Origin of the sequence: Actinomadura syzygii (genome assembly GCF_008085905.1) — a bacterium.
In the GTDB taxonomy this organism is placed as follows: Bacteria; Actinomycetota; Actinomycetes; order Streptosporangiales; family Streptosporangiaceae; genus Spirillospora; species Spirillospora syzygii.
Genome location: NZ_VSFF01000011.1, coordinates 68,613 through 90,885, shown reverse-complemented (window position 1 = coordinate 90,885; position 22,273 = coordinate 68,613). Strand labels below are relative to the sequence as shown.

At 74.9% G+C, this 22,273-nt stretch carries 20 protein-coding genes and 1 riboswitch; of the genes, 9 read left to right on the top strand and 11 right to left on the bottom strand.

The window, feature by feature from the left end:
• Window positions 1-3: 3 nt before the first annotated feature.
• Entirely contained in the window at window positions 4-1,215 is a 1,212-nt protein-coding gene (locus FXF65_RS28350; RefSeq protein WP_148353107.1) for an NAD(P)/FAD-dependent oxidoreductase, read from the bottom strand.
• Between the two features lie 93 nt (window positions 1,216-1,308).
• A riboswitch (TPP riboswitch) is annotated at window positions 1,309-1,423 on the top strand.
• Here FXF65_RS28350 and thiO point away from each other — a divergent pair.
• The 6 genes from thiO to FXF65_RS28320 all read left to right on the top strand — a co-directional run bounded on the left by thiO (window position 1,413) and on the right by FXF65_RS28320 (window position 7,493).
• On the top strand, window positions 1,413-2,540 hold the full coding sequence (gene thiO / locus FXF65_RS28345; protein WP_148353106.1) for a glycine oxidase ThiO: 1,128 nt from the start codon (window positions 1,413-1,415) through the stop codon (window positions 2,538-2,540). It overlaps the preceding riboswitch by 11 nt.
• A complete protein-coding gene (thiS, locus tag FXF65_RS28340) occupies window positions 2,537-2,737 on the top strand; it encodes a sulfur carrier protein ThiS (protein WP_148353105.1) in 201 nt (66 codons plus the stop codon). Before thiO ends, thiS begins: the two co-directional genes overlap by 4 nt.
• A gap of 3 nt (window positions 2,738-2,740) precedes the next feature.
• Complete coding sequence (locus FXF65_RS28335) at window positions 2,741-3,514, top strand: thiazole synthase (RefSeq protein WP_148353104.1); 774 nt, start codon at window positions 2,741-2,743, stop codon at window positions 3,512-3,514.
• A gap of 149 nt (window positions 3,515-3,663) precedes the next feature.
• The gene (locus FXF65_RS28330; protein ID WP_148353103.1) at window positions 3,664-4,632 is read left to right on the top strand and encodes a DMT family transporter; all 969 of its coding nucleotides are present in this window, start codon (window positions 3,664-3,666) and stop codon (window positions 4,630-4,632) included.
• 36 nt (window positions 4,633-4,668) lie between these two features.
• Window positions 4,669-6,609 (top strand): Stk1 family PASTA domain-containing Ser/Thr kinase, encoded by a 1,941-nt coding sequence (gene pknB / locus FXF65_RS28325; RefSeq protein WP_148353102.1) that lies wholly within the window; start codon window positions 4,669-4,671, stop codon window positions 6,607-6,609.
• A gap of 20 nt (window positions 6,610-6,629) precedes the next feature.
• Window positions 6,630-7,493: a deoxyribonuclease IV gene (locus tag FXF65_RS28320; protein ID WP_148353101.1), complete on the top strand. Its 864-nt coding sequence runs from the start codon at window positions 6,630-6,632 to the stop codon at window positions 7,491-7,493.
• Window positions 7,494-7,943: 450 nt separating this feature from the next.
• On the opposite strand, the gene FXF65_RS28315 is transcribed toward FXF65_RS28320, so the two are convergent.
• The 5 genes from FXF65_RS28315 to FXF65_RS28295 all read right to left on the bottom strand — a co-directional run bounded on the left by FXF65_RS28315 (window position 7,944) and on the right by FXF65_RS28295 (window position 13,320).
• Complete coding sequence (locus FXF65_RS28315) at window positions 7,944-9,662, bottom strand: sodium:solute symporter family transporter (protein WP_148353100.1); 1,719 nt, start codon at window positions 9,660-9,662, stop codon at window positions 7,944-7,946.
• Window positions 9,659-10,144, bottom strand: a complete 486-nt coding sequence (locus FXF65_RS28310) for a hypothetical protein (RefSeq protein WP_148353099.1) — start codon at window positions 10,142-10,144, stop codon at window positions 9,659-9,661. The genes FXF65_RS28315 and FXF65_RS28310 overlap by 4 nt, the downstream gene beginning before the upstream one ends.
• Entirely contained in the window at window positions 10,141-10,992 is an 852-nt protein-coding gene (locus FXF65_RS28305; protein WP_148353098.1) for a LytR/AlgR family response regulator transcription factor, read from the bottom strand. Before FXF65_RS28305 ends, FXF65_RS28310 begins: the two co-directional genes overlap by 4 nt.
• A 75-nt stretch (window positions 10,993-11,067) precedes the next feature.
• Entirely contained in the window at window positions 11,068-12,588 is a 1,521-nt protein-coding gene (locus FXF65_RS28300) for a histidine kinase (RefSeq protein ID WP_148353097.1), read from the bottom strand.
• 108 nt (window positions 12,589-12,696) lie between these two features.
• Entirely contained in the window at window positions 12,697-13,320 is a 624-nt protein-coding gene (locus tag FXF65_RS28295) for a sulfite oxidase-like oxidoreductase (RefSeq protein WP_148353096.1), read from the bottom strand.
• Window positions 13,321-13,602: 282 nt separating this feature from the next.
• On the opposite strand from FXF65_RS28295, the gene aroF reads away from it, so the two are divergent.
• From aroF to FXF65_RS28280, 3 genes are all read left to right on the top strand, one after another.
• Window positions 13,603-14,649, top strand: coding sequence for a 3-deoxy-7-phosphoheptulonate synthase (aroF, locus tag FXF65_RS28290; protein ID WP_148353095.1), 1,047 nt, complete (start codon window positions 13,603-13,605; stop codon window positions 14,647-14,649).
• 278 nt (window positions 14,650-14,927) lie between these two features.
• Complete coding sequence (locus tag FXF65_RS28285) at window positions 14,928-15,845, top strand: EamA family transporter (RefSeq protein ID WP_246199171.1); 918 nt, start codon at window positions 14,928-14,930, stop codon at window positions 15,843-15,845.
• Window positions 15,846-15,885: 40 nt separating this feature from the next.
• Entirely contained in the window at window positions 15,886-16,785 is a 900-nt protein-coding gene (locus FXF65_RS28280; RefSeq protein ID WP_148353093.1) for a DUF5954 family protein, read from the top strand.
• A 12-nt stretch (window positions 16,786-16,797) separates the two neighbouring features.
• On the opposite strand, the gene thiI is transcribed toward FXF65_RS28280, so the two are convergent.
• The 5 genes from thiI to FXF65_RS28255 all read right to left on the bottom strand — a co-directional run bounded on the left by thiI (window position 16,798) and on the right by FXF65_RS28255 (window position 21,942).
• Complete coding sequence (gene thiI / locus FXF65_RS28275) at window positions 16,798-18,024, bottom strand: tRNA uracil 4-sulfurtransferase ThiI (RefSeq protein ID WP_148353092.1); 1,227 nt, start codon at window positions 18,022-18,024, stop codon at window positions 16,798-16,800.
• 114 nt (window positions 18,025-18,138) lie between these two features.
• Window positions 18,139-19,164 carry a 6-phosphofructokinase gene (locus FXF65_RS28270; RefSeq protein ID WP_148353091.1) on the bottom strand — a complete coding sequence of 342 codons (1,026 nt, stop codon included), beginning with the start codon at window positions 19,162-19,164 and terminating at the stop codon, window positions 18,139-18,141.
• Window positions 19,165-19,269: 105 nt separating this feature from the next.
• Window positions 19,270-19,941: a response regulator gene (locus FXF65_RS28265; RefSeq protein ID WP_187412560.1), complete on the bottom strand. Its 672-nt coding sequence runs from the start codon at window positions 19,939-19,941 to the stop codon at window positions 19,270-19,272.
• A 20-nt stretch (window positions 19,942-19,961) separates the two neighbouring features.
• Entirely contained in the window at window positions 19,962-21,143 is a 1,182-nt protein-coding gene (macS, locus tag FXF65_RS28260; protein ID WP_148353089.1) for a MacS family sensor histidine kinase, read from the bottom strand.
• A 64-nt stretch (window positions 21,144-21,207) separates the two neighbouring features.
• Window positions 21,208-21,942 carry a lysophospholipid acyltransferase family protein gene (locus FXF65_RS28255; RefSeq protein WP_148353088.1) on the bottom strand — a complete coding sequence of 245 codons (735 nt, stop codon included), beginning with the start codon at window positions 21,940-21,942 and terminating at the stop codon, window positions 21,208-21,210.
• Window positions 21,943-22,273: the final 331 nt, after the last annotated feature.

The window sequence follows — 22,273 nt, the reverse complement described above, 5'->3', positions numbered from 1 at the left end:
GCGCTATCCCCGCGCGGCCTGCCGGACGGGGACGTCCGGATCGGCGAGCGCGTCCGGGTCGACCGGCGTCCCGGCGGCGATCACGCGCCGCGCCTGGACGAGGTCGCGCGGCCGGTCCACGGCGAGGACCGCGTCGAGCCGGTCGCCGGTCAGCCACGCCAGCGTCCACTTCCGGCCGGACGGGTCGCCGCGCAGCACCGTCCGCTCGGACGCCGCGTGGCTGCCCGCGTACTGCACCATGCGCCCGAACTGCTCGGACCAGAAATAGGGGGCGGTGTCGTACACGGCGTCCTGGCCGAGGAGGGACGCGGCGGCCACGTCCGGAGCGTTGAGGGCGACGTCCCAGTGCTCGACGAGGAGCCGCCGCCCGTACCGGGCCGACCACCAGGCGGCGCAGTCGCCGACGGCCACGACGTCGGGGCGGAGCGCGCCGGGCTCCTCGGCCCCCCTGTAGGTGCGGAACGAGCCGTCGGTGACGATGCCGCGCTCCAGCAGCAGGCCGGAGCCGTCCAGCCAGGACAGGTCGGGACGGACGCCGACGCCGGTGACGACCTCGTCCGCGTCGATCCGGCCGCCGCCCGCGAGGACGAGCCCGCCGTCCCGGACCTCCGCGACCTTGACGCCGGTGCGCAACTCGACGCCCGCCTCGGTGTACCAGGGGGCGGTGTGCGCGCCCGCCTCGGGGCCGAGCGCGCCGGCGAGCGGGGCGTCCGCGGCCTCGACGACGGTGACCGCGCAGCCCTTCTTCGCGGCGGCGGTGGCGACCTCCGCGCCGATCCAGCCCGCGCCGACGATCACGATGCGGGCGCCCTCGACGAGCCGGGAGCGCAGGTCGCGCGCCTGGTCGATGGTGCGCAGGACGTGCTGCGGGCCGTCCCCCGGCAGCGTGATCGGGACGGCCCCGGTCGCGATGACGAGGCCGTCGAACGGCAGGTCGCCCGCCGTGGACGCCACGACGCCGCCGCGCTCGTCCAGCCGCAGGCCGGTGGCGCGCTCGCCGAGCAGCAGGTCGGCGCGCAGGGCGTCCCAGTCGGCGTCGACGGTCGTGTCGTCGGACTCCCCCGCGAGGACCGCCTTGGACAGCGGGGGCCGGTCGTAGGGCAGGTGCCGCTCCGCCGAGACGAGCGTCAGCCCGCCCTCGTACCCCCTGCTCCGCAGCGACTCCACGGCGCGCACCCCGGCGAGCCCGCCGCCGACGACGATGACCCTGTCCATGAAGGTCACCCTAACGGGCGCCCCTCCGGAACTGGGCGCCTGTCCAGACAGGCGCACATGACCCGGGGGACTAAGGTGTGAACCAGCTAAAACGGCACAGAGCGCGGGAGTCCGGTACGACCGGGCTGAGAGGGCGGCTGGAACGGGCCGCCGACCGCCACGACCTGATCCGGATCATGCCGGCGAAGGGAGCGCGCATGGAGATCGTGATCGTCGGGGCCGGGGTCATCGGCCTCGCCACCGCCTGGCGGGCCGCCGCGGGCGGCGCGGCCGTCACGCTGGTCGACCCCGAGCCCGCGAGCGGCGCGTCGGCGGTCGCCGCGGGGATGCTCACCCCGGTCAGCGAGCTGACCTACGGCGAGGAGCCGCTGCTGCGGCTCGGCCTCGCGTCCCGCGAGCGGTACGGCGCGTTCGTCGCCGAACTGGAGGACCTGACCGGCCTCGGCACCGGGTACCGGACGGACGGGATCATCGAGGTCGCGTTCGACGCCGACGACCTCGGGCACCTGGACGACCTGCGCCGCTTCCAGGAGAGCCTCGGCATCCCCGTCGAGGCGCTGACAGGCCGCGAGTGCCGCCGCGCCGAGCCGATGCTCGCGCCCGGCGTGCGCGGCGGGCTGCTCGCCCCCGAGGACGGCTCGATCGACCCGCGCCGGCTCACCCCCGCGCTGCTCGCGGCGGGCGAGCGGACCGGCGTCCGGCTCGTCCGGCGGCGCGCGGCCGGGCTCCTCGTCGAGCGCGACGCCGCCGTCGGCGTCCGGCTCGACGACGGGACGGAGCTGCGCGCCGACCGCGTCCTGCTCGCGGCGGGCCCCTGGTCCGGCGACCTCGACGGGCTGCCGTCCGGGACCGTTCCACCCGTCCGTCCGGTGAAGGGGCAGGTGATCCGGCTCCGCGCGCGGACGCCGTTCATCGCCCGCTCCACCCGCGGCATCGTGAAGGGCTCGTCGGTCTACCTGGTTCCCCGCGCGGACGGCGAGGTCGTCGTCGGCGCCACCCAGGAGGAGCTGGGCTTCGACACCCGCGTCACGGCGGGCGGGCTGTGGGAGCTGCTGCGGGACGCCCGCGAGCTGCTCCCCGGCATCACCGAGCTGGAGTTCGCCGAGGTGTCGGCGGGCCTGCGCCCCGGCTCCCCGGACAACGCGCCGGTGATGGGCCCGACCGCGCTGCCCGGCCTGTACGTCGGCACCGGGCACTTCCGCAACGGCGTGCTGCTCACCCCGGTCAGCGCCGACATCCTGGCCGCGACGCTGCTGGACGCCCCCGTCCCCGACGTCGCCGCCCCGTTCGCACCCGACCGCTTCTCTCCCGAGGTGACCTCATGAAGGTGATCGTCAACGGCGAGCCGCGCGACCTGCCGGACGGCGCGACCGTGGCCGAGGCCGTCGCGTCCGTGACGGCCGCCGGAGCCGGCGTCGCCGCCGCGCTGAACGACGAGGTGGTCCGCCGCTCGGCGTGGGAGACGACGCGGCTGGGCGACGACGACCGGCTGGAAGTGCTCACAGCGGTTCAGGGAGGTTGAGGGGTGGACGACGACAGGCTGGTCATCGCGGGCGAGGAGCTGGGGTCCCGGCTGATCATGGGGACCGGGGGCGCGCCGAGCATGAGCGTGCTGCGCGCGGCGCTCGCCGCGTCCGGGACGGCGCTGACCACGGTCGCGATGCGGCGCGTCGACCCGTCCGCGCGGGGCTCGGTGCTGGACGTCCTGTCCGAGTGCGGGATCCGGGTGCTGCCGAACACGGCGGGCTGCTTCACGGCGGGCGAGGCCGTCCTGACCGCGAAGCTCGCCCGGGAGGCGCTCGGCACGTCCTGGGTGAAGCTGGAGGTGATCGCGGACGAGCGCACCCTGCTGCCCGACCCGATCGAGCTGGTCGAGGCCGCCGAGCAGCTGGTCGCGGACGGGTTCGTCGTCCTGCCGTACACCAACGACGACCCCGTCCTCGCGCGGCGGCTGGAGCAGATCGGGTGCGCGGCGGTGATGCCGCTCGGCTCGCCGATCGGGTCCGGCCTCGGCATCCGCAACCCGCACAACATCGAGCTGATCGTCGAGCGGGCGGGCGTCCCGGTGATCCTGGACGCGGGGCTCGGCACCGCGTCGGACGCGGCCCTCGCGATGGAGCTCGGCTGCGACGCCGTCCTGCTCGCGACGGCCGTCACCCGCGCGCGGCACCCGGAGCGGATGGCGGCGGCGATGCGGCACGCGGTCGAGGCCGGACGGCTCGCGCGGCTGGCCGGGCGCATCCCGAAGCGCCGCTACGCGCAGGCGTCCTCGCCGTTCGAGGGCCTCGCGACGTCGTAGCAGCGCTAAAGGTTTGGTTGCAGCAATATTCGCTGGACCTGAACAGTGGACGGACGGAGACTGGGGCCGTCCACCCCCGGGTCCGCGTGCCGCAACCTGGCACGTCCCTTCGGTGTTCATGGAAACGTCCCATACCTAAGGTGCGTGACATGCAGCACGAGAACCCCGCCTCAGGCAAGCTCGCGATCGCCGCGGCCGCGGTCACGGTGGTCCTCTGGGCCTCGGCCTTCGTCTCGATCCGCAGCGCGGGCGCCGAGTACAGCCCGGGCGCCCTCGCCCTCGGCCGCCTCCTCGCCGGGACGATCGTCCTCGGCGCGCTGCTGCTCGTCCGGCGGGAGGGGTTGCCGCCCAGGCAGGCGTGGCCCGGCATCGTCACGGCGGGCGTCCTGTGGTTCGGCGCGTACATGGTGGCGCTGAACTGGGGCGAGCAGCTCGTGGACGCCGGGACCGCCGCGCTCGTCGTCAACATCGGCCCGATCCTGATCGCCCTGCTCGGCGGCTGGCTGCTGAAGGAGGGCCTGTCGTCCCGGCTGCTGGCGGGCCTCGTGGTGTCGTTCGCGGGCGCCGCCGTCGTCGGGCTGTCGATGTCCGGGGAGGGGAACTCCTCCGTCGGCGGCGTCCTGCTCTGCGTCGCCGCCGCCGTCACCTACGCGGCGGGCGTCGTCAGCCAGAAGCCCGCGCTGCGGCACGCCTCCGCGCTGCAGTTCACCACGTTCGGCTGCGCGATCGGCACGGCGGCCACGCTGCCGTTCGCCGGGCAGCTCGTCTCCCAGGCCGCGGACGCTCCCGCGAGCGCCACCCTCAACGTCGTCTACCTGGGCGTCTTCCCCACCGCGATCGCGTTCACCACCTGGGGGTACGCGCTGGCCCGGACGTCCGCCGGGAAGATGGGCGCCACCACCTACGCCGTGCCCGCGATCGTCGTGTTCATGTCGTGGCTGTTCCTCGGCGAGGTCCCCGGGCTCATCACGCTCGCCGGCGGGCTGCTGTGCCTCGGCGGCGTGGCCGTATCCCGCAGCACCCGGCCGCTGCGGCGGCGCGCCCCGGTGGACCCGTCCGCCCCGCCCGTCCCACCGGGGACGGACCCCGGGCTCGTCGATGCTCATACTCACGACTGATGAGACCACGTCTGACCGGGCCGTAAACTCGCACCGATGGACGCGACGGGTGCCGATCCCCTCGTCGGGCGGGTGCTCGACGGGCGCTACCGCATTGAGTCCCGCGTCGCGCGGGGCGGCATGGCGACGGTCTACGTGGCCCGCGACATCCGGCTCGACCGGGTCGTCGCGATCAAGATCATGCACGCCGGGCTCGCCGCCGACGAGGACTTCGTCGCCCGCTTCATCGGCGAGGCCAAGGCCGCCGCCGCGCTGTCCCACCCGAACGTCGTCGCCGTCTACGACCAGCGCACCGACGGCGAGCACGTCTTCCTCGTGATGGAGTACGTCGCCGGGCACACGCTCCGCGACGCGCTCGGCTCGCTCGGCCGGCTCGGCCCGCGCGCCGCGCTGGAGATCATGCAGCCGGTGCTCGCCGCGCTCGGCGCCGCGCACCGGGCCGGGCTCGTGCACCGCGACGTCAAGCCCGAGAACGTCCTGATCACCGAGGACGGCCAGGTCAAGGTCGCCGACTTCGGGCTCGCCCGGGCCGAGACCGCGAGCAAGATGACCAAGACCGGCGTGATCATCGGGACGGTCGGCTACCTCGCCCCCGAGCAGGTCATGACCGGCGACGCCGACGTCCGCTCCGACGTGTACGCGGCCGGGGTGATGCTGTTCGAGCTGCTCACCGGGCGGCTCCCGCACCGGGGCGACACGCCGCTCGCCGTCGCGTTCCAGCACGTCAACGAGAAGGTCCCGGCGCCGTCCAGCGTCGTCCCCGGCATCCCGCTCCGGGTCGACGAGCTGGTCACGGACGCGACGAGCCACGACCCGGACCGCCGCCCCCGGGACGCCAACCAGTACCTCGCCGAGGTCGCCGAGGTGTTCGGCGGCCTGCCGCGCGACATCGACCGGCGGATCGAGGAGGCGTCCCGCACCGAGACCAGCGTGCTGGAGACCCCGCCGATGGGCCCGCCGGCGGGCGGGCGCACGGCCGTCCTCGACGCCGCCACGCTGCCGCGCGAGTACGCCCCCGCCGCCGAGCGGACCCGCGCCGACCGCGCGATCGGCGCGCTGACCGGCCGGTACGTCCTGGTCGCGCTCGGCACCGTCGCGGCGATCATCCTGGGCTGGGCGGTGTGGTACCAGACGTCCGGGCAGTACGAGCACGTCCCGCGGTCCATCGTCGGGATGAAGCTCACCGACGCCCGCGACCGGCTGGAGAGCTCCGGCCTGAAGGTCCGCACCGCGAAGGCCGTGTACGACGACCGCGTCCACAAGGGCGACGTGGTGAAGACCGACCCGGCCGCCGGGTCCCGCGTCGCCAGTGGCGCGACGGTGACGCTGACACCGTCCCGTGGCATCACGCCCCGCAAGGTGCCGGACGTGTCGGGCAAGTCCCTCCCCGAGGCGAAGCAGACCCTGGAGGACGAGGGCTTCAAGGTCGGGCGGACGACCAGCACTCCGTCCCAGACCGTCGAACGCGACAGGGTCATCGGCACCGACCCCGACGCGGGCGAGCGCCGCTCCCCCGACGAGCCGGTCGGCATCATCCTGTCCACCGGCATGTCGATGCCCGGCCTGATCGGCCAGGACGGCGACACCGCCGCCAACCGGCTCCGCTCGATGGGCCTGAACGTCAAGGTCGAGAAGAAGAAGGTCGACGGGAAGCCGTCGAACAGCGTGGTCGAGCAGAACCCGGCCGAGGGCGAGGGCGTGTCCCGGGGCGACGAGGTCACGCTCGTCGTCAACAAGCGCGACTGCCTCGTCGACGCGGGCCCGATCCAGTGGGGCTGCGACGACGACGGGGGCGAGCAGAGCATCCCCGTCCCCGACCTGACCGGCCGCCGCGTCGACGACGCGAAGAAGGCCCTGGAAGACTCCGGCTTCCGCGTCAACGTGACGGGCTTCGGCGGCGACAACGTCCGCTTCCAGTCGCCGCGCGACGGCGAGGCCCCGCGCGGGTCCACGGTCACGATCGTGCGGGGGCCGTGAGCGGATAGGCTGAACCCGCCATGACCTCACCCATCGCCCCTCCCACCAGCCCCGTCGGGGGCCACGTGCCCGTGGCGGGCGGCCTCGCGACCGGCGGCCTGAAGTACGCGGCCGACATCGGCGCCGAGGCGATCCAGGTGTTCGTCGCCAACCCGCGCGGCTGGGCGCAGCCCGCGGGCAGGCCCGCCGAGGACGAGAAGCTCCGCGCCCGCGCCGACGTCCCCGTGTACGTGCACACGCCGTACCTGGTCAACGTCGGCTCGCCGAACCCCGAGACGCTGGCGAAGTCGCTCGCGAGCATCCGGCACTCGCTCGTGCGAGGGCGGGCGATCGGCGCGCGGGGGGTCGTCGTCCACACCGGCTCGTCGGTGACGCAGACCTACGACGCGGCCATGGCCCAGGTGCGCGAGCACGTCCTCCCGCTGCTGGAGGAGATCCCCGACGACGGCCCCGACCTGCTCCTCGAACCCATGGCGGGCCAGAACAACATGCTCTGCGCCAAGGTCCAGGAGCTCGGCCCGTTCTTCGAGCGGCTGGAGCACCATCCGAAGCTCGGCGTGTGCTTCGACACCTGCCACGCCTTCGCGGCGGGCCACGACCTGGCCGCGCCCGGCGGCGTCAAGGACACGATCGACGCGCTGGTCGCCACCGTGGGCGAGGGACGCCTCAAGCTGATCCACGCCAACGACTCGAAGGACCCCTGCGCCTCGGGCCGGGACCGCCACGAGAACATCGGCGCCGGTCACATCGGCGAGGCCGCGTTCGGGGAGCTGTTCCGCCACCCGGCGACGGCGGGCGTCCCGTTCCTGATCGAGACGCCGGGCCGGGCGCCGGAGCCCCACGGCAAGGACGTCGCGACCCTGAAACGCCTCCGCGACCAGTGATCCCGCCGGGTTCGGGGCGCGGGGGTCCAGACGAGAACGGACCCAGGCGCCGCCGGACAACCCCCCGACTGTCCGACGACGCCTGAGCCACAGGTCGCCGGATCCCACCCCCCCGGTACGGGATCCAGCGACGCACGATCCGGCGTTTCGACTGGCGTTGGCCGGATCTCCGGGTTTGCTCTTGTGGGAGGTTCGCGCCGGGAGCGGCGGCCTTCCGGCCCTTCGTCCCGCCGCCCGCCCTCCGGGGCGGTGCGCTTGTGGCGCCACTGAGAACTCTAGAGGTGTGGTGCCACCGCTCCGTACTGCGAAAACCCTGCCCTCGGTAAGCGGTTGGTAGTCAGAGATATGCGTAGCGTAGCCATGCGACGAGCGGTCGGCGGGACGGGACGAACGGTCGTTGGGAACGGTCCACCACGGGGCGTCGCACGATTTTCGATGACTGCCGGACGGTCAGCGGGCGAGCGCGTCCTCGGGCAGGTGCAGCCGCATCATCGCCCGTCCGGCCCGGCGCGGGACGCGGCCCCGGGTCAGCAGCGAGACGCCGACCATGACGGCGAAGGCCAGCGGCGCGGCGACGACCGCGGGCTCGCCGAGGACGGCGCCCGCCCAGCCCGGCCAGGCGCCGCCGAGCACGCGGACGAGCCCGGCGGCGACGGCCGTCCCGCCGCCCGCGAGGAGCCCGGCGGCGGCCCCGGCGGCGGTGAGCCCGCGCCACCAGATGCCGAGGACGAGCAGCGGGCACAGCGAGCACGCCGACACGCAGAGCGCGGTCGTGACCAGCGTCGCGGCGCCCTGCGTCCCGGCGAGCGGCAGCAGCGCTAGCGGCACGGCGAGCGCCACGACGATCCCGCCCCGGAACGCCGTGACGCCGCTGCGGCGGCGGGAGCACTGCGAGATCGTCCCGGCGAGGGCGACGACGATCCCGCAGGACGTGGAGATGAACGCGGCGAACGCCCCGGCGGCGACGATTCCGGTGAGCAGCGCGCCCGCGGGTCCCGGCAGCATGCTCCGCGGCAGCGCGAGGAGGGTCGCGTCGGTGTCGCCGGTCATCAGCAGCTCGGGCGCGTAGAGGCGGCCGAGCGCCGCGTACAGGACGGGGAACACGGAGAACAGCGTGAGCAGGACGGGCACGAACGCGGCGGTGCGCCGGGCGGCGGCCCCGCAGGTGCTCGTGTAGAAGCGCATCAGGGTGTGCGGCAGCCCCATCGTGCCGAGGAGGATGCCGAGCAGCGCCGAGTAGGTGCGGAAGAGGCCGTGCTCCTCGCCGCGCGCGAACGGCGTGGACCAGGTGGCGCCGTCCTGGACGGGGAGCCGCTCCGCGTGCGGCGCCGCGGCGCCCGCCGGGAAGACGATCTCGGTGCCGCCGCCGACGCGGTGCCGTCCCGGCGCGAGCGGCACCGGGCCGCCGTCGCGGGGGGCGCCGTCGACGCTTCCGCGCGCGGTGACGGTCACTGCGGCGGGCACCGTGACGTCGGCGTCGGCGGCGACGCGCACCCGCGTGACGTGCTCGAAGCGCGGCGGCGCCCCGTCGAGCGGGTCGGGGGCGCCGTCCAGCCGCCACATCGCGGCGAGCGCCACCGCGGGCACCGCGACCGCGACGATCTTCACCCAGAACTGGACGGCCTGCACGGCGGTGATGCTCCGCATCCCCCCCGAGGCGACGAGGACCACCGCGACCGCGACGACCACGGCGGGGCCCGCCCAGCCGGGCGCGCCGGTCAGCACCCGCAGCGTGAGGGCCGCGCCCTGGAACTGCGGCAGCAGGTAGAACCAGCCGACGCAGCAGACGCAGCCGGTGACGATCCGCCGGACGGCCCGGGACCCGAGCCGCCATTCCGCGAAGTCCGACACGGTGTAGGCGCCGGACCGGCGCAGCGGCGCCGTGACGAACGCGAGCAGCAGCACGTACGCGGCGGTCGCGGCGACGGGCAGCCACAGCATGTCGGCGCCGTAGGCGAGGACGAGCCCGGCGGCGCCGAGGTAGGCGGCGGCGGACAGGTACTCCCCGCTCACCGCCGACGCGTTCCACCACGGGGTGACGCCGCGGGACGCGACGAGGAAGTCGGCGGCGGTGCGGGCCCGGCGGCGGCCCCGCGCGCCGAGCGCGGCGGTCAGCCCGAGCGCCGCGAGCAGCGCGACCGGCGCCGCCGCGGCGGCGACCCCGGTCACCGCCGCCCCGCCTCCCCGCGCTCGGCCGACCCGCGCGAAGGTGCGACGGCAGGGGCGATGGCGGCGCGTTCGGCGCGTTCGGCGCGCTTCAGCTGCCAGAGGGCGGTGACCACCCAGAGGGGCTGGAGGCCCGCCGCGAGGACGGTCCACCACACCGGCACGCCGTCCGCCCGGACCCGTGCCAGCGCCGGGACCAGCGCGAGCAGCGCGGGCAGCCCCGCCACGGCGGCGAGGACGACCGCGCCGGTCCGCAGCGCGATGCCGAGCTGGACGCGGATCAGCGCCCGCGCCTCGGCGGGGCCCGGGACGGGATGGGGCGGGTCGGGATCCGGCGGCTCGCCCCCGGAGTCGTCCGGGTCGGCGCCGGACCGGTCGGCGCCGGACGGATCAGGGCCGGACGGATCGGGGCCGGGCCCGCCGGACGGCCTGCGCTCGCGCGGCGCGGCCGTCGCGGTGCGCGCCGCCCGCTGGTCGCCGGTCATCGCCGCTCACCGCCTCCGTTCCCGGCGGCACCGTTCCCGCCGCCCCTGTTCTCGCCAGCACCGTTCTCGCCGCCGCGGGTCCCGCCGTCCGCGGCGTCCGGGTGGTGGAACTTGCGGACGAGCCGGTCCCGCACCTCGCGGGTGTGCCGGCGGCTGACCTGGAGCAGCTCGTCCCCGATCTGGACGGCGGCGCGGCCCCCGTCGAACCGCACCTCGGTGATGTGCGCGGACGCGACCAGCGTGCTCCGGTGGATGCGGATGAACCCGGCCGCCTCCCACCGCTTGGTCAGCGCCGACAGCGGCATCCGGACGAGGTACCCGCCGTCCGCCGTGTGCAGCCGGACGTAGTCGCCCTGCGCCTCGACGTGCGTGACCGCGCGCCGGGACACGAGCCGGGTACGGCCGCCCAGCTCGACGGGGATCATCTCGTCCTCCGGATCGCGCGCGTCCCCGCCGCGCGGACCGGCCCGTTCGACGGCCCCCGCCACCCGCCGGACGGACTCGGCGAGCCGCTCCGGCCGGACGGGCTTCAGCAGGTAGTCGAGCGCCCCCAGCTCGAACGCGGTGACGGCGCAGTCGTCGTGCGCGGTCACGAAGACGACGTTCGGCGGCGCGGCGAAGCCGGTGAGGAGGCGGGTGAAGTCGAGCCCGTCGAGGCCGGGCATGCGGATGTCCATGAAGACGGCGTCGAGGCGCTCGCCGTCGACCAGCATCCGGCTCAGATCGCGCAGCGCGGACGAGGCGTCCCCCGCGCAGCCGACCCGTCCGACCCGCGGATCCTGGCGGAGCAGGTAGGTCAGTTCCTCCAGCGCGGGGCGTTCGTCGTCGACGGCCAGGACGTGCAGCATGAGGGCGACTTTGCCGCGATTACCGTCTGTCCGCAATCGGTTCCGAAAAGTGAGTGCCGTGCGGAGGGGCGCTCGTCAGTCCGGAAACACTCCTGGACGGTACTTCGGGACGCGTAAATTTACCTTGGTCCCGGCGCCGAGCGCGGTCTCGACGGTGAGCCCGTACTCGTCCCCGTAGACCTGTCGCAGCCGCTCGTCGACGTTGGCGAGCCCGATGCCCGCGCCGCCCCCGTCGCGCCGCCGCGCGCGGGTCGCGACGCTCCCCCAGCCGGTCGGTCCGGGCCCGCCGAGCGGCGCGGAAAGGATCTCCTGGAGGCGCTCGGGGTCCATGCCGACGCCGTCGTCCTCGACGCTGATCGCGGCCTCGGCGCCGGAGTCGCGCGCGATGATCGAGACGTGGAAGGCGCCGGCGCGGCCCGCCATGCCGTGCCGGACGGCGTTCTCGACCAGCGGCTGGAGCGCGAGGAACGGCACCGCGACGGGCAGCACCTCGGGCGCGACGTCCACCCGGAACCGCAGCCGGTCGCCGAACCTCGCCCGCTCCAGCAGCAGGTAGCGGTCGATGGAGCGCAGCTCGTCGGCGAGCGTGGTGAAGTCGCGCGGGTCGCGGAACGAGTAGCGGGCGAAGTCGGCGAAGTCGAGCAGCAGCTCGCGGGCGCGCCCCGGGTCGGTGCGGACGAACGAGGCGATCGTGGTCAGCGAGTTGTAGACGAAGTGCGGGGAGATCTGCGCGCGCAGCGCCCGCATCTCGGCCTCGGCGAGCCGGAGCCGGGCGCCGTCCAGCCCGGCGAGCTCCAGCTGGCCGGTGACCAGCCGGGCCGCCTCGCCGACCGCCCGGACCCGCGCGGTCGACGCGTTCCGCCAGTAGGCGGTGAGCGCGCCCTCGACCCGTCCCTCGACGGTGAGCGGGGCGACCATCGCGACCCGCGCCGGGCAGCGCGGGTTCGGGCAGCCGAGCAGCTCCGGGGCGATCACCCGCGGGCGGCCGGTGGCGAGCACCGGCAGGGCGTGCCGGACGGCGTCCGCCGCGTGCGCGCCGCGGGCCGCGCCGTCCCACGCGAGCAGCCGGGGCGCGGCGCGGACCCGGCCCGGCTCGGCGTCCCCGTCGAGGTCGTCGGGGTCGTCAAGGCCGTCGGGGTCGTGCGCGTCGTCCGGCGGCAGGACGCCGACCAGCGCGACGGCCTCGGCGCCGAGCAGGGCGCGCAGCGGGCGGGCGGCCTTGCGCGCCGCGTCCTCGGTCAGCCCGGCGCGCAGGGCCGGGGACGCGCGCGACAGCAGGTGCAGGCTCGCGAACGCGGCGGGCTCGGCCCGGCCGGACGGAGCACCGGGCAGGCCGCCGGACAGCGCGCCGCGCGTCGGCGGGCGCCGCGCGGGCGGCAGCGGCGGCCGGGCCCGGCGGCACGGGAGGCGCGCCCGGAACGGCCCCCGGCGCGGCCACGGCACGGCCGGGGGCGGCGACCACCGCGCCGGCGACCACCGGGCCGGCCGGGACGGCCGCACCCGCCGGGACAGCCGCCCGCGCAGCGCGCACGCTCCCGCGGTGGCGCCGGAGGCGGCGGCGCACGCCACGACGTCCGCGACGGACGGTAGGAACATGACAACGTACGGTAACGCCTGTCGTCCGCGCGGGCGCGTCTGTTGGCCATTTACGAAGGTCTCGGATGTGTCGCATACGCCCAAGGCGCGCGCGATCCGGGACGGCCGTCACAGCGGCGGCGACTCGCCCTCGTCCTCCTGGTAGGAGTAGCGCTGCTCCCGCCAGGGGTCGGCCACGTTGTGGTAGCCGCGCTCCTCCCAGAAGCCGCGCCGGTCCCTGACCAGGTACTCGACGCCCCGGACCCACTTCACGCTCTTCCACGCGTACAGGTGCGGGACGACGACGCGCAGCGGGAACCCGTGGTCGGGGCTGAGCCGCTCGCCGTCGCGGTGGGTGGCGAACATCGTCCCGTCGGCGAGGAAGTCGATCAGCCGGATGTTGGCGCTGTAGCCGTACTCGGCCCAGACCATCACGTGCGTCACGTCCGGGGCGGGCGGGGCCAGCTCGACGACCGCCGAGCACGGGACGCCCTCCCACTCGTTGTCCGGGATGGTGAACTTCGTGACGCAGTGGAAGTCGGCGACGGCGGACGCCTTCGGGAGGGCGTCGAACTCGTCCCACGTCCAGCGGTGCTGCTCGCCGGACTCCGTCGCGCCGAAGACGCGGAAGTCCCAGTCCTTGGGCCGGAACTTCGGCACCGGCCCGTAGTGCAGGACGGGCCAGCCCCGGGGGACGTACTGGCCGGGCGGCAGCTCGCGTGGCGTCGGCGTGGACCGATCGGGGTGGGACATGACGCGGCCATCCTGCCATCCGGCGTGAGCTGAGCCATATTCGGGGTGGGCTCCCGACGCACGCCGCGACTTCGGCTACGCTGTGCCCATGCGCAGCATCGTCTATTTCTTTTGGTACGACCGGCCCGGGAGGCTGGTCTGCCAGACGCTGCGCTGACAGACCACAGAAGGCGAGAGCCCCGGGCCGCATCGGCCCGGGGCTTTCGTCGTCCCAGGGGGCCGTTCGCGAGGCCCGCCAGGGCACCGGGCACGCGCCCGGCTGATAAGGAGAGGCAGTACACCATGGTCGTCGTCATGGCCCCGGAGGCCAGCCAGGCGGATGTCAACGCCGTCGTCTCGCTCGTGGAGACGGCGGGCGGCGAGGCGTTCGTCAGCCGCGGCGTGGAGCGGACCATCGTCGGGCTCGTGGGCGACGTCCAGCAGTTCGGCACGCTGAACCTGCGCGGGATGCGCGGCGTCAGCGACGTCGTCCGGATCTCAGCCCCGTACAAGCTGGTCAGCCGGGAGAACCACGCCGAGCGGTCGGTCGTGCGGGTCGGCGGGGTGCCGATCGGCCCCGGCACGGTGACGCTGATCGCCGGGCCGTGCGCGGTGGAGACGCCGGAGCAGACCCTCGGCGCCGCGCAGATGGCGCGGGCGGCCGGGGCGACGCTGCTGCGCGGCGGCGCGTTCAAGCCGCGGACGTCCCCGTACGCCTTCCAGGGCCTCGGCGAGGCGGGCCTGCGGATCCTCGCGGACGTGCGGGAGGAGACGGGCATGCCGATCGTCACCGAGGTGGTGGACGCGGGCGACGTGGAGCTGGTCGCGTCCTACGCGGACATGCTGCAGATCGGCACCCGCAACGCGCAGAACTTCGCGCTGCTGCAGGCGGCGGGCGAGGCGGGCAAGCCGGTCATGCTGAAGCGCGGCATGGCCGGGACGATCGAGGAGTGGCTGATGGCGGCCGAGTACGTCGCGCAGCGCGGCAACCTCGACATCGTGCTGTGCGAGCGCGGCATCCGCACGTTCGAGAAGGCGACCCGCAACACGCTCGACATCTCCGCGGTGCCGGTGGCGCAGCGCCTGTCCCACCTGCCGGTGATCGTGGACCCGTCGCACTCGGGCGGCAGCCGCGACCTCGTCCTGCCGCTGACCCGGGCGGCGATCGCGGTCGGCGCGGACGGCGTGATCATCGACGTCCACCCGCACCCGGAGACCGCGCTCGTCGACGGCCCCCAGGCGCTGGTGGACGGCGACCTGCGCGAGCTGGCGAAGCTCATGCGGGACCTGCCGCCGATCGTCGGCCGGACGCCCACCGAGGCCCCGGACCCGGACGCCGTCCCGGCCTGACCCTCCGGCGCGCCGATCGGCTATCGTGCGGCGCGTGGAGTACTGGACCCCGAACTGCGGACCGCCGCGCTCCTGACGGGGCGCGGCGAACGCACTCGCGCGTACTGAGACCCGGCCCGGCGCGGCCCGCGCCCGGCCGCGTCCTTCCGTGCCCCGAATCCGGATGACCTTCTCCGTCGGATTCGAGTTCGGGAGCCTTCCTCGTGTCCCAGCGCACGTCCATGTCCGTATCCACGTCCGCCCGCCGCCGCTCTGGAAGGGGCCCCTCCTCCTCGCGCGTGCGCGGGGGCGGGCGGGCCGACATCATGATCGCGGCGTCCCTCTGGGGGACGACCGGGACCGTCCGCACCTTCGCGGACGGGTCGTCCGCCCTGTCCGTCGCGGCCGTCCGCATCATCATCGGCGGGCTGATCCTGCTCGCCGCCGCCGCGCTCACCCGGCGCGGTGCCGGGCTGCGGCGGCTGCTGCGCGGCCGCCGCAACCTGCCGCTCATCGGCGCCGGCGCGGTCGCGATCGCCGTCTACCAGACGGCGTTCTTCGCGGCGGCCGGGCGGACCGGCGTCGCGGTCGCCACGGTCGTCACGATCGGGAGCGCGCCCGCGTTCACCGGCGTGCTCGGCGTCGCGGCCCGGCGGTCCGCGCCGACCGGCCGCTGGGCGCTCTCCACGGCCGGGGCCGTCGCCGGCTGCGCGCTGCTCGTCGGCGGCGGGCGGGACGCGGGCGCCGAGCCGGTCGGCATCGGGCTGTCGCTGCTGTCCGGGCTGTCGTACGCGGTGTACGCGACGATCGCGTCCGTCCTGATCACCCGGGGCGAGGACGACCGGGCCGTCGCCGGGGCGCTGTTCGGGACGGCGGCCGTGCCGCTCGTCCCGGTGCTCGCCGTCGCGCCCGCGGGCTGGGCGCTCACCGTGCCCGGCGGCCTGATCGCGCTCTACCTCGGCGTGGTCACCACGGGCGGCGGATACCTGCTGTTCGCGCGCGGGCTGCGCACGACGCCCGCCACGACCGCGACGACGCTGACGCTGGCGGAGCCGGCGGTCGCCGCGGTGCTCGGCACGGCCTTGCTCGGCGAGCGGCTCGGCGGCCCCGCGCTCGCCGGACTCGCGCTGCTGGCGGCGAGCCTGGTGGCGCTCGTCGCGCCGGTCCGGCGGCGGACGAGGGGCGGTCGCGCACAGGGCGGTAACGAATTGGTCTGAACCATTGGCCGCCGAGGGCGCGGCGAGGATGATGTCCGGCATGACTACGGGCGATGGTGACGCCGGGGGGCGGCTGTTCCCGGAGGATCTGGACGGCGTCGACCCCGTCGCGGCGGTCGTGCTGGCGGACGCCCGCCGCGCCCTCTCCGCCTACCCGGAGCTGGTCGTCGTCGGCGCGCTGTTCACGGCCGCCGAACAGGTCCGGGACGGCTGGCAGGTGGTGTGCCAGTGCGATCCGCTGCCGCAGGGCGCGCGTGAGCTGCTGGCCGTCCACCTGGAGGAACGGGCCGCGGACGGCGCGCCGGACGGGGCCGAGCTGCTCGCCGCCGCGCGGACGCTGCAGGACGAGCCGGTCGACGAGGTGACGGCGGGCGGGCGGCGGTTCCGGATCGTGCGGATCGAGCAGCTCGTCCGCACCGGCCCGGACGGGCCCGAGCCGCCCCGGCCGACCGACCTCGACGAGCCGCCGGCCGGGGGGCGCGGGACGGCGGTCCGGCCCTACGACCTGCTGGCCGAGGACGGTCCCGCCGCCGACTTCGCGATGACCGAGCTGCTGTGCCAGGTGCTGGACGCGGCCGCCGCTGCGGGGGGCGAGCCGTCCGGCGCGTACCTCACCCCGGTCGCGCTGGCGCCCGCGTTCACGGTCGCCGAGCGGACGGAGCGGCGGTGGCGCCCGGTCGGGCGGCTGCACGACGCCCCGCGGCAGGCCCGCGACGCGCTGGTCACCTACTTCCGGCACGTGGTGCCGGCGGTGGAGAGCCCCGGCGCGACGGACGTGGCGCAGTTCGCCGAGGCGGCGGAGCTGATGGCCGACGACACGCGCCGCAACGGCATCGCCGTCGCCGGGCGCCGGTTCCGGATCGTCCGCGTCGAGCGGATCACGCTGCTCGGCCCGGACGGCCCCGAGCCGCCGCGCCCCACCGACTTCGACGCCCGCTGAAGCGCGGTACGCCTAGGAGTCGCCGTAGACCGGGCGGTGCTCCTGCACCGAGCCGGCGAGCTGGTCGGCCAGCTCCCCCACGTCGAGGCGCTTCTCGATCTGCCGCAGGTCGTCGATCTTGGCCTTGGTCTCGGCGCGGCGCGGCGCGAGCATGGTGCAGCAGTCCTCGTCCGGCAGCTCGGAGATCGACAGCGTGCTGATCCGGCGGGCCTGGTCCATGATCTCGACCTTGTCCATGCCGACGAGCGGGCGCAGGATCGGCATCTCGACGGCGTCGTCCAGCGCGGTGAGGTTCGCGAGCGTCTGGCTGGACACCTGGCCGAGCGCGTCGCCGGTGATCAGCGCCGCGCCGCGCAGCCGTCTGGCGAGCACCTCCCCGGTCCGCAGCATCAGCCGGCGCTGGGCGATCACCGCGAGCCGGTCGGCGCCGGACGACTTGATCTGCTGCTGCGCCTTGCCGAACGGGACGACGAACAGCCGCGACCCGCCCTGGAACCGGTCCAGCTCGCGGACCAGCGCGTACGCCTTGTAGATCGACTCGGGGCCGGTGAACGGCATGCCGGAGAAGTGCAGGTAGTCGACGCGCAGGCCGCGCCGCATCATCCGGTACGCGGCGACCGGCGAGTCGATCCCGCCGGACATCAGCACCAGGGCCCGGCCGCTCATCCCGACGGGCAGCCCGCCCTGGCCGGGCAGGCCGCCGGAGTAGACGAAGACCTCGTCGCGGTCGACCTCGATCGACAGCGTGTGGTCGGGGTCCTTGAGCTTGACGGGCTGGCCGTACTTGTCGGCGACGAGCGCGCCGATGTGCCGGTCGAGCTCGGTGGACGTCATCGGGAACCGCTTGTCGCGGCGCCGGGACCGGACGGCGAACGAGCCGGTGCGGCCGTCCATCAGCTCCAGGGAGGCGCGCTCGACGCTGGCGACGTCCTTGCCGACGAGCCAGGCGCGGTGCGCCCAGACGATCCCCATGACGTCGGTGATCCGCTGCGCGACCCGGCCCATGGTGGCGAGGTCGGCGTCGTGCTTGCGGACGATGAACACGCCGTGGCGGCGGATGACGTCCACCCGGGCGATCGGGCGGACGGCCTGCCGCACGTTGTCGGCGAGGCGGCGCTCGAACAGCTCGCGGTTCTTGCCCTTGAGGACGACCTCGCCCAGTTTGAGCAGCACGCACGGCTCGCCGTCGACCGGCGACTGCTCCCGGACGTCCGCGGGCGCGGTGTCGAGCGTGGTCATGCGTGATCCTCCCGGCGGGAACAGGTCAAGGACGGGTCTCCAGTGTGGCCCAGAGAGACCAACATCGCGACCGCGTATGACTGTTCCCGCCAAGGGACGGTCAGCCGGGGACGGTCAGCCGAAGAAGACCTCGGCCTCGGAGTAGCGCTCCAGCGGGACGGTCTTCAGCTCCTTGGTCGCCTCGTCCAGCCCGACGCGGACGATGTCGGTGCCCTTGAGCGAGACCATCTTGCCGTAGTCGCCGTCCTTGACGGCGTCGATCGCCTGGAGGCCGAAGCGGGTGGCGAGGACCCGGTCGAACGCGGTCGGCGTGCCGCCGCGCTGGATGTGCCCGAGCACCGTGGCGCGGGCCTCCTTGCCGGTGCGCTTCTCGATCTCGTCGGCGAGGGCCTGGCCGATGCCGCCGAGCCGGACGTGCCCGAACGCGTCGCGCTCCTTGGCCTGGAGCTCCATCTGCCCGTCCATCGGGTGCGCGCCCTCGGACACGACGATGATCGGCGCGTAGCGGGTCTTGAACCGGCTCTCGACGTACTGGCAGACCTTGTCGATGTCGAAGGGCCGCTCGGGGATCAGGATGACGTTGGCGCCCGCGGCCATCCCGACGTGCAGCGCGATCCAGCCCGCGTGCCGTCCCATGACCTCGCAGATCAGCGCGCGGTGGTGGCTCTCGGCGGTGGTGTGCAGCCGGTCGACGGCCTCCATGCCGATGTTCACCGCGGTGTCGAAGCCGAAGGTGTAGTCGGTGGCGTTGAGGTCGTTGTCGATCGTCTTCGGCACGCCGACGACGTTGACGCCGTTCGCGTACAGCTCGCGGGCGACGCCGAGGGTGTCCTCGCCGCCGATGGCGATCAGCGCGTCCACGCCGAGCCCGGCGAGGTTGTCCTTGATCCGCTCGATGCCGCCCTCGACCTTGACCGGGTTGGTCCGGGACGAGCCGAGGATGGTCCCGCCGCGGGGCAGGATGCCGCGCACGGCCTGGACGTCGAGCGCCACGGTGTCGCCTTCGAGGGGGCCGCGCCAGCCCGCCCGGAAGCCCACGAACTCGTAGCCGTAGACCTGGACGCCCTTGCGCACGACCGCGCGGATCACCGCGTTCAGGCCGGGGCAGTCGCCGCCCCCGGTCAGCACTCCGACGCGCATGCCGTCTCCTTGTCCCGCCACCGGGCTCCTCCCTCGATCCACATGGTCAGACTAGCCGTCCGCGCACGGCGGAACGCGGCATTCGCCGGGTCGCCCGGCGTGCCGTCATTGGTCTAGACCATAGCCGTTCGGCGGGTCCCCGGCGTCCCGATCGAGCCCTTTCTCGATGGCGTACCGGACGAGCTCGACGCGGTTGTGGAGCTGGAGCTTGCGCAGGGTGTTCTGCACGTGGTTCTGCACCGTCCGGTGGGACAGGACCAGCCGCTCGGCGATCTGCTTGTAGGTCAGCCCCTTCGCGACGAGGCGCAGCACCTCGGTCTCGCGGTCGGTGAGGCGGGGCGCGTCGTCGGCGGCGGGCGCGGGCCCGGCGGCGAGGCGGCGGTACTCGCCGAGGACGAGCCCGGCGAGCCCCGGCGTGAACACGGCGTCGCCCTCGCCGGTGCGGCGGACGGCGTCCAGGAACTCCTCGCGGGCGGCGGACTTGAGCAGGTAGCCCGTCGCACCTGCCTTGACGGCGTCCAGGACGTCCTGCTGCTCCCCGCTCGCCGACAGCACCAGCACCCGGACGGGCGGGTCGGCGGCCGCCAGGTGCCGGGTGACCTCGACGCCGCTGATGTCGGGGAGCTGGAGGTCGACGACGGCGACCTGCGGGCGCGCGGCGGCGGCGACGCGGACGGCGGCGCGGCCCTCCCCGGCGGTCGCGACGACCTCGTGCCCGGCCTCGGCGAGGTCGCGGGCGACGGCCTCGCGCCACATGGGGTGGTCGTCCACGACCATGACCCGGAGGGGAACCTCGCTCACGCCCCCAACCCTAGCCGCGGCACGGTCATCTCGATCTCGGTGCCCGCGCCCTCGGCGGACGTGATCGCGACCGTCCCGCCGAGGTCGCGGACCCGGCCGCGGATGGACTGGGCGACGCCGAGCCGCCCGCCCGCCGCGGCCTCGTCGAGGCGCCCGGCGGGGATGCCGGGGCCGTCGTCGCGGACGCTGACCGTCACCTCGCCGGGGGCGTCCTCCAGCAGGACCCATGCGCGGGCGCCGGGGCCGCAGTGCCGGCGGACGTTGTCCAGCGCCGCCGCGACCGCCGCCGCCACCTCCCGCGCGGCGTGCGCGGGCAGCCGGACGTCCGTCGCGGGCGTGGACACCGTGACGGACGGCGACCCGTGCGCGGTGAGCAGCGGACGCAGGTCGACCTCCCCGCGCGCCTCTCCGCCCGCCTCCCGGACCGGGGTCGCGCCGATCAGGGACCGCAGCGCCGCCTCCTGCTCGCCCGCCAGCCGTCCGAGCTCGGCCGCCTCGCCGCCCAGCTCCCCGCCGCGCCGCCGCACCATCGCCAGCACCTGGAGGACCGAGTCGTGGATGCCGCGGGCGAGCCGCTCCCGCTCCCGCGTCGCCGACTCGAGCTCCACCGCCCGCGCGAGCCGCGCCTCCGCGTCCAGGGCCAGCCGGACGACGTGCCCCACCACGAGGCCCGCGAAGACCAGCAGGACGATGCCGTTGAACGTCCGCGAGCCCATCCCGCCCGTCGTCCCGGCGAGCGCGTGGACCAGCAGGTTCGCGGCGGCGAGGACCAGCGCGGCGAGCACGCCGACCCGGCGTCCGCCCGCCACCGCCCAGGCCAGCACCGGCGCCGCCACCCACGACACCGGCAGCGTCGGACGTCCCGCCTGGATGTTCGGCACCGACTCCACCCACGCGGTCGCGAGCAGGCACCCGGCCGCCACCGCCAGGTCGGCGGCCAGCAGTGGCCAGCCCCGCCGGTCCCGGTTCCGCCGCCGCGGATCGGCGTAGGCGCGGACGGCGTACGCCGTCCACGCGGCCATGACGCCGAGCACCGCCCAGCCCGCCGCCGGATGGGCGTACCCGCCGAAGTTCATGGCGATCACGACCGCCGCGTACCCCAGCGCCAGGACGCGGTAGACCGCCACGGCCCGCCACAGCGCGGCCTCCAGCCCCAGCCCCGGCTCGCCGCCGTTCATCCCCGCCCGCTCAACTCGGCCCGCTCAACTCAGCCCGCTCGAACCCGGCCCGCTCGAACCCGGCCTATCCCCGGTCGCTGAGGCCGCCGTCGTCGTCGACCGGCACGACGGTCTTCCCGGCAAGCTCCGCCTTCACCTCGGCGGCGTACCGGTCGACGTACTCCTGCCCGGACAGCTCCCGGATCGCCTGCATGATCTCGTCGGTGATCTGCCGCAGGACGTCCCGGTCGTCCTCCTGGCCGTAGTAGCGGGAGAAGTCCATCGGCTCGCCGAACCGCACCCCGGGCCGCACCCCGAGCCGCGGGAGGGTCCGGCCGGGCGGCATCAGCCGGTGCGTGTTGGTCATCGCCATCGGGACCACCGGGACCCGCGACTTCAGCGCCAGCCGCGCCACCCCCGTCTTGCCCCGGTACAGCCGCTCGTCGGGGGCGCGGGTGCCCTCGGGATAGATGCCGAGCAGCTTGCCCTCCGCGAGGATGCGCAGCCCCGTCCGCAGCGCGGCCTCGGAGGCGGAGCCGCCGGTCCGGTCCACCGGCACGACGCCGACCCCGGTGAAGAAGCCCTTGCTGATCAGCCCCTTCAGGCCCTTGCCGGTGAAGTACTCGCCCTTGCCGATGAAGAAGATCGGGCGCATCAGCGGCAGCGGCCCGAAGAAGTGGTCCGCGAACGACAAGTGGTTGCTGACGAGCAGTGCCGGACCCCGCTTCGGGACGTTCCGGATCCCCCGGTTCCGCGGCCACCACCCCAGATAGAGGATGGGCGAGAGGACGACCCTGAGCAGGATCCAGAACCAGAGCATGCGGGGACCTTCCTCGGGCCGGCGCCTGCGGGGCGGCGCGTCCGGCCCCTGGCAGACGGGATGATGGGACATCCTCCCACTCCGCGTCCCGCCCTTCTACCGGCCGGTACGCGGGCGTCGCCGGGTCCCGGGAATGAACGTAGGGTTTGATGCGTCAATCTCAATCGGGTGCGCCGCGGGGCTTGTCCCGGGCGGCGCAGCGAATACCGTGGGACACACGTTTCAGGGTGTCCGGACGGGCCGCCGCGGGCGGCGCGGCCGGACGCACATGTCGATGGGGAGCGGAGGCCGTCATGCCGAGGCTGTCGGCCACGCCGGAGTGCCCGAAGGA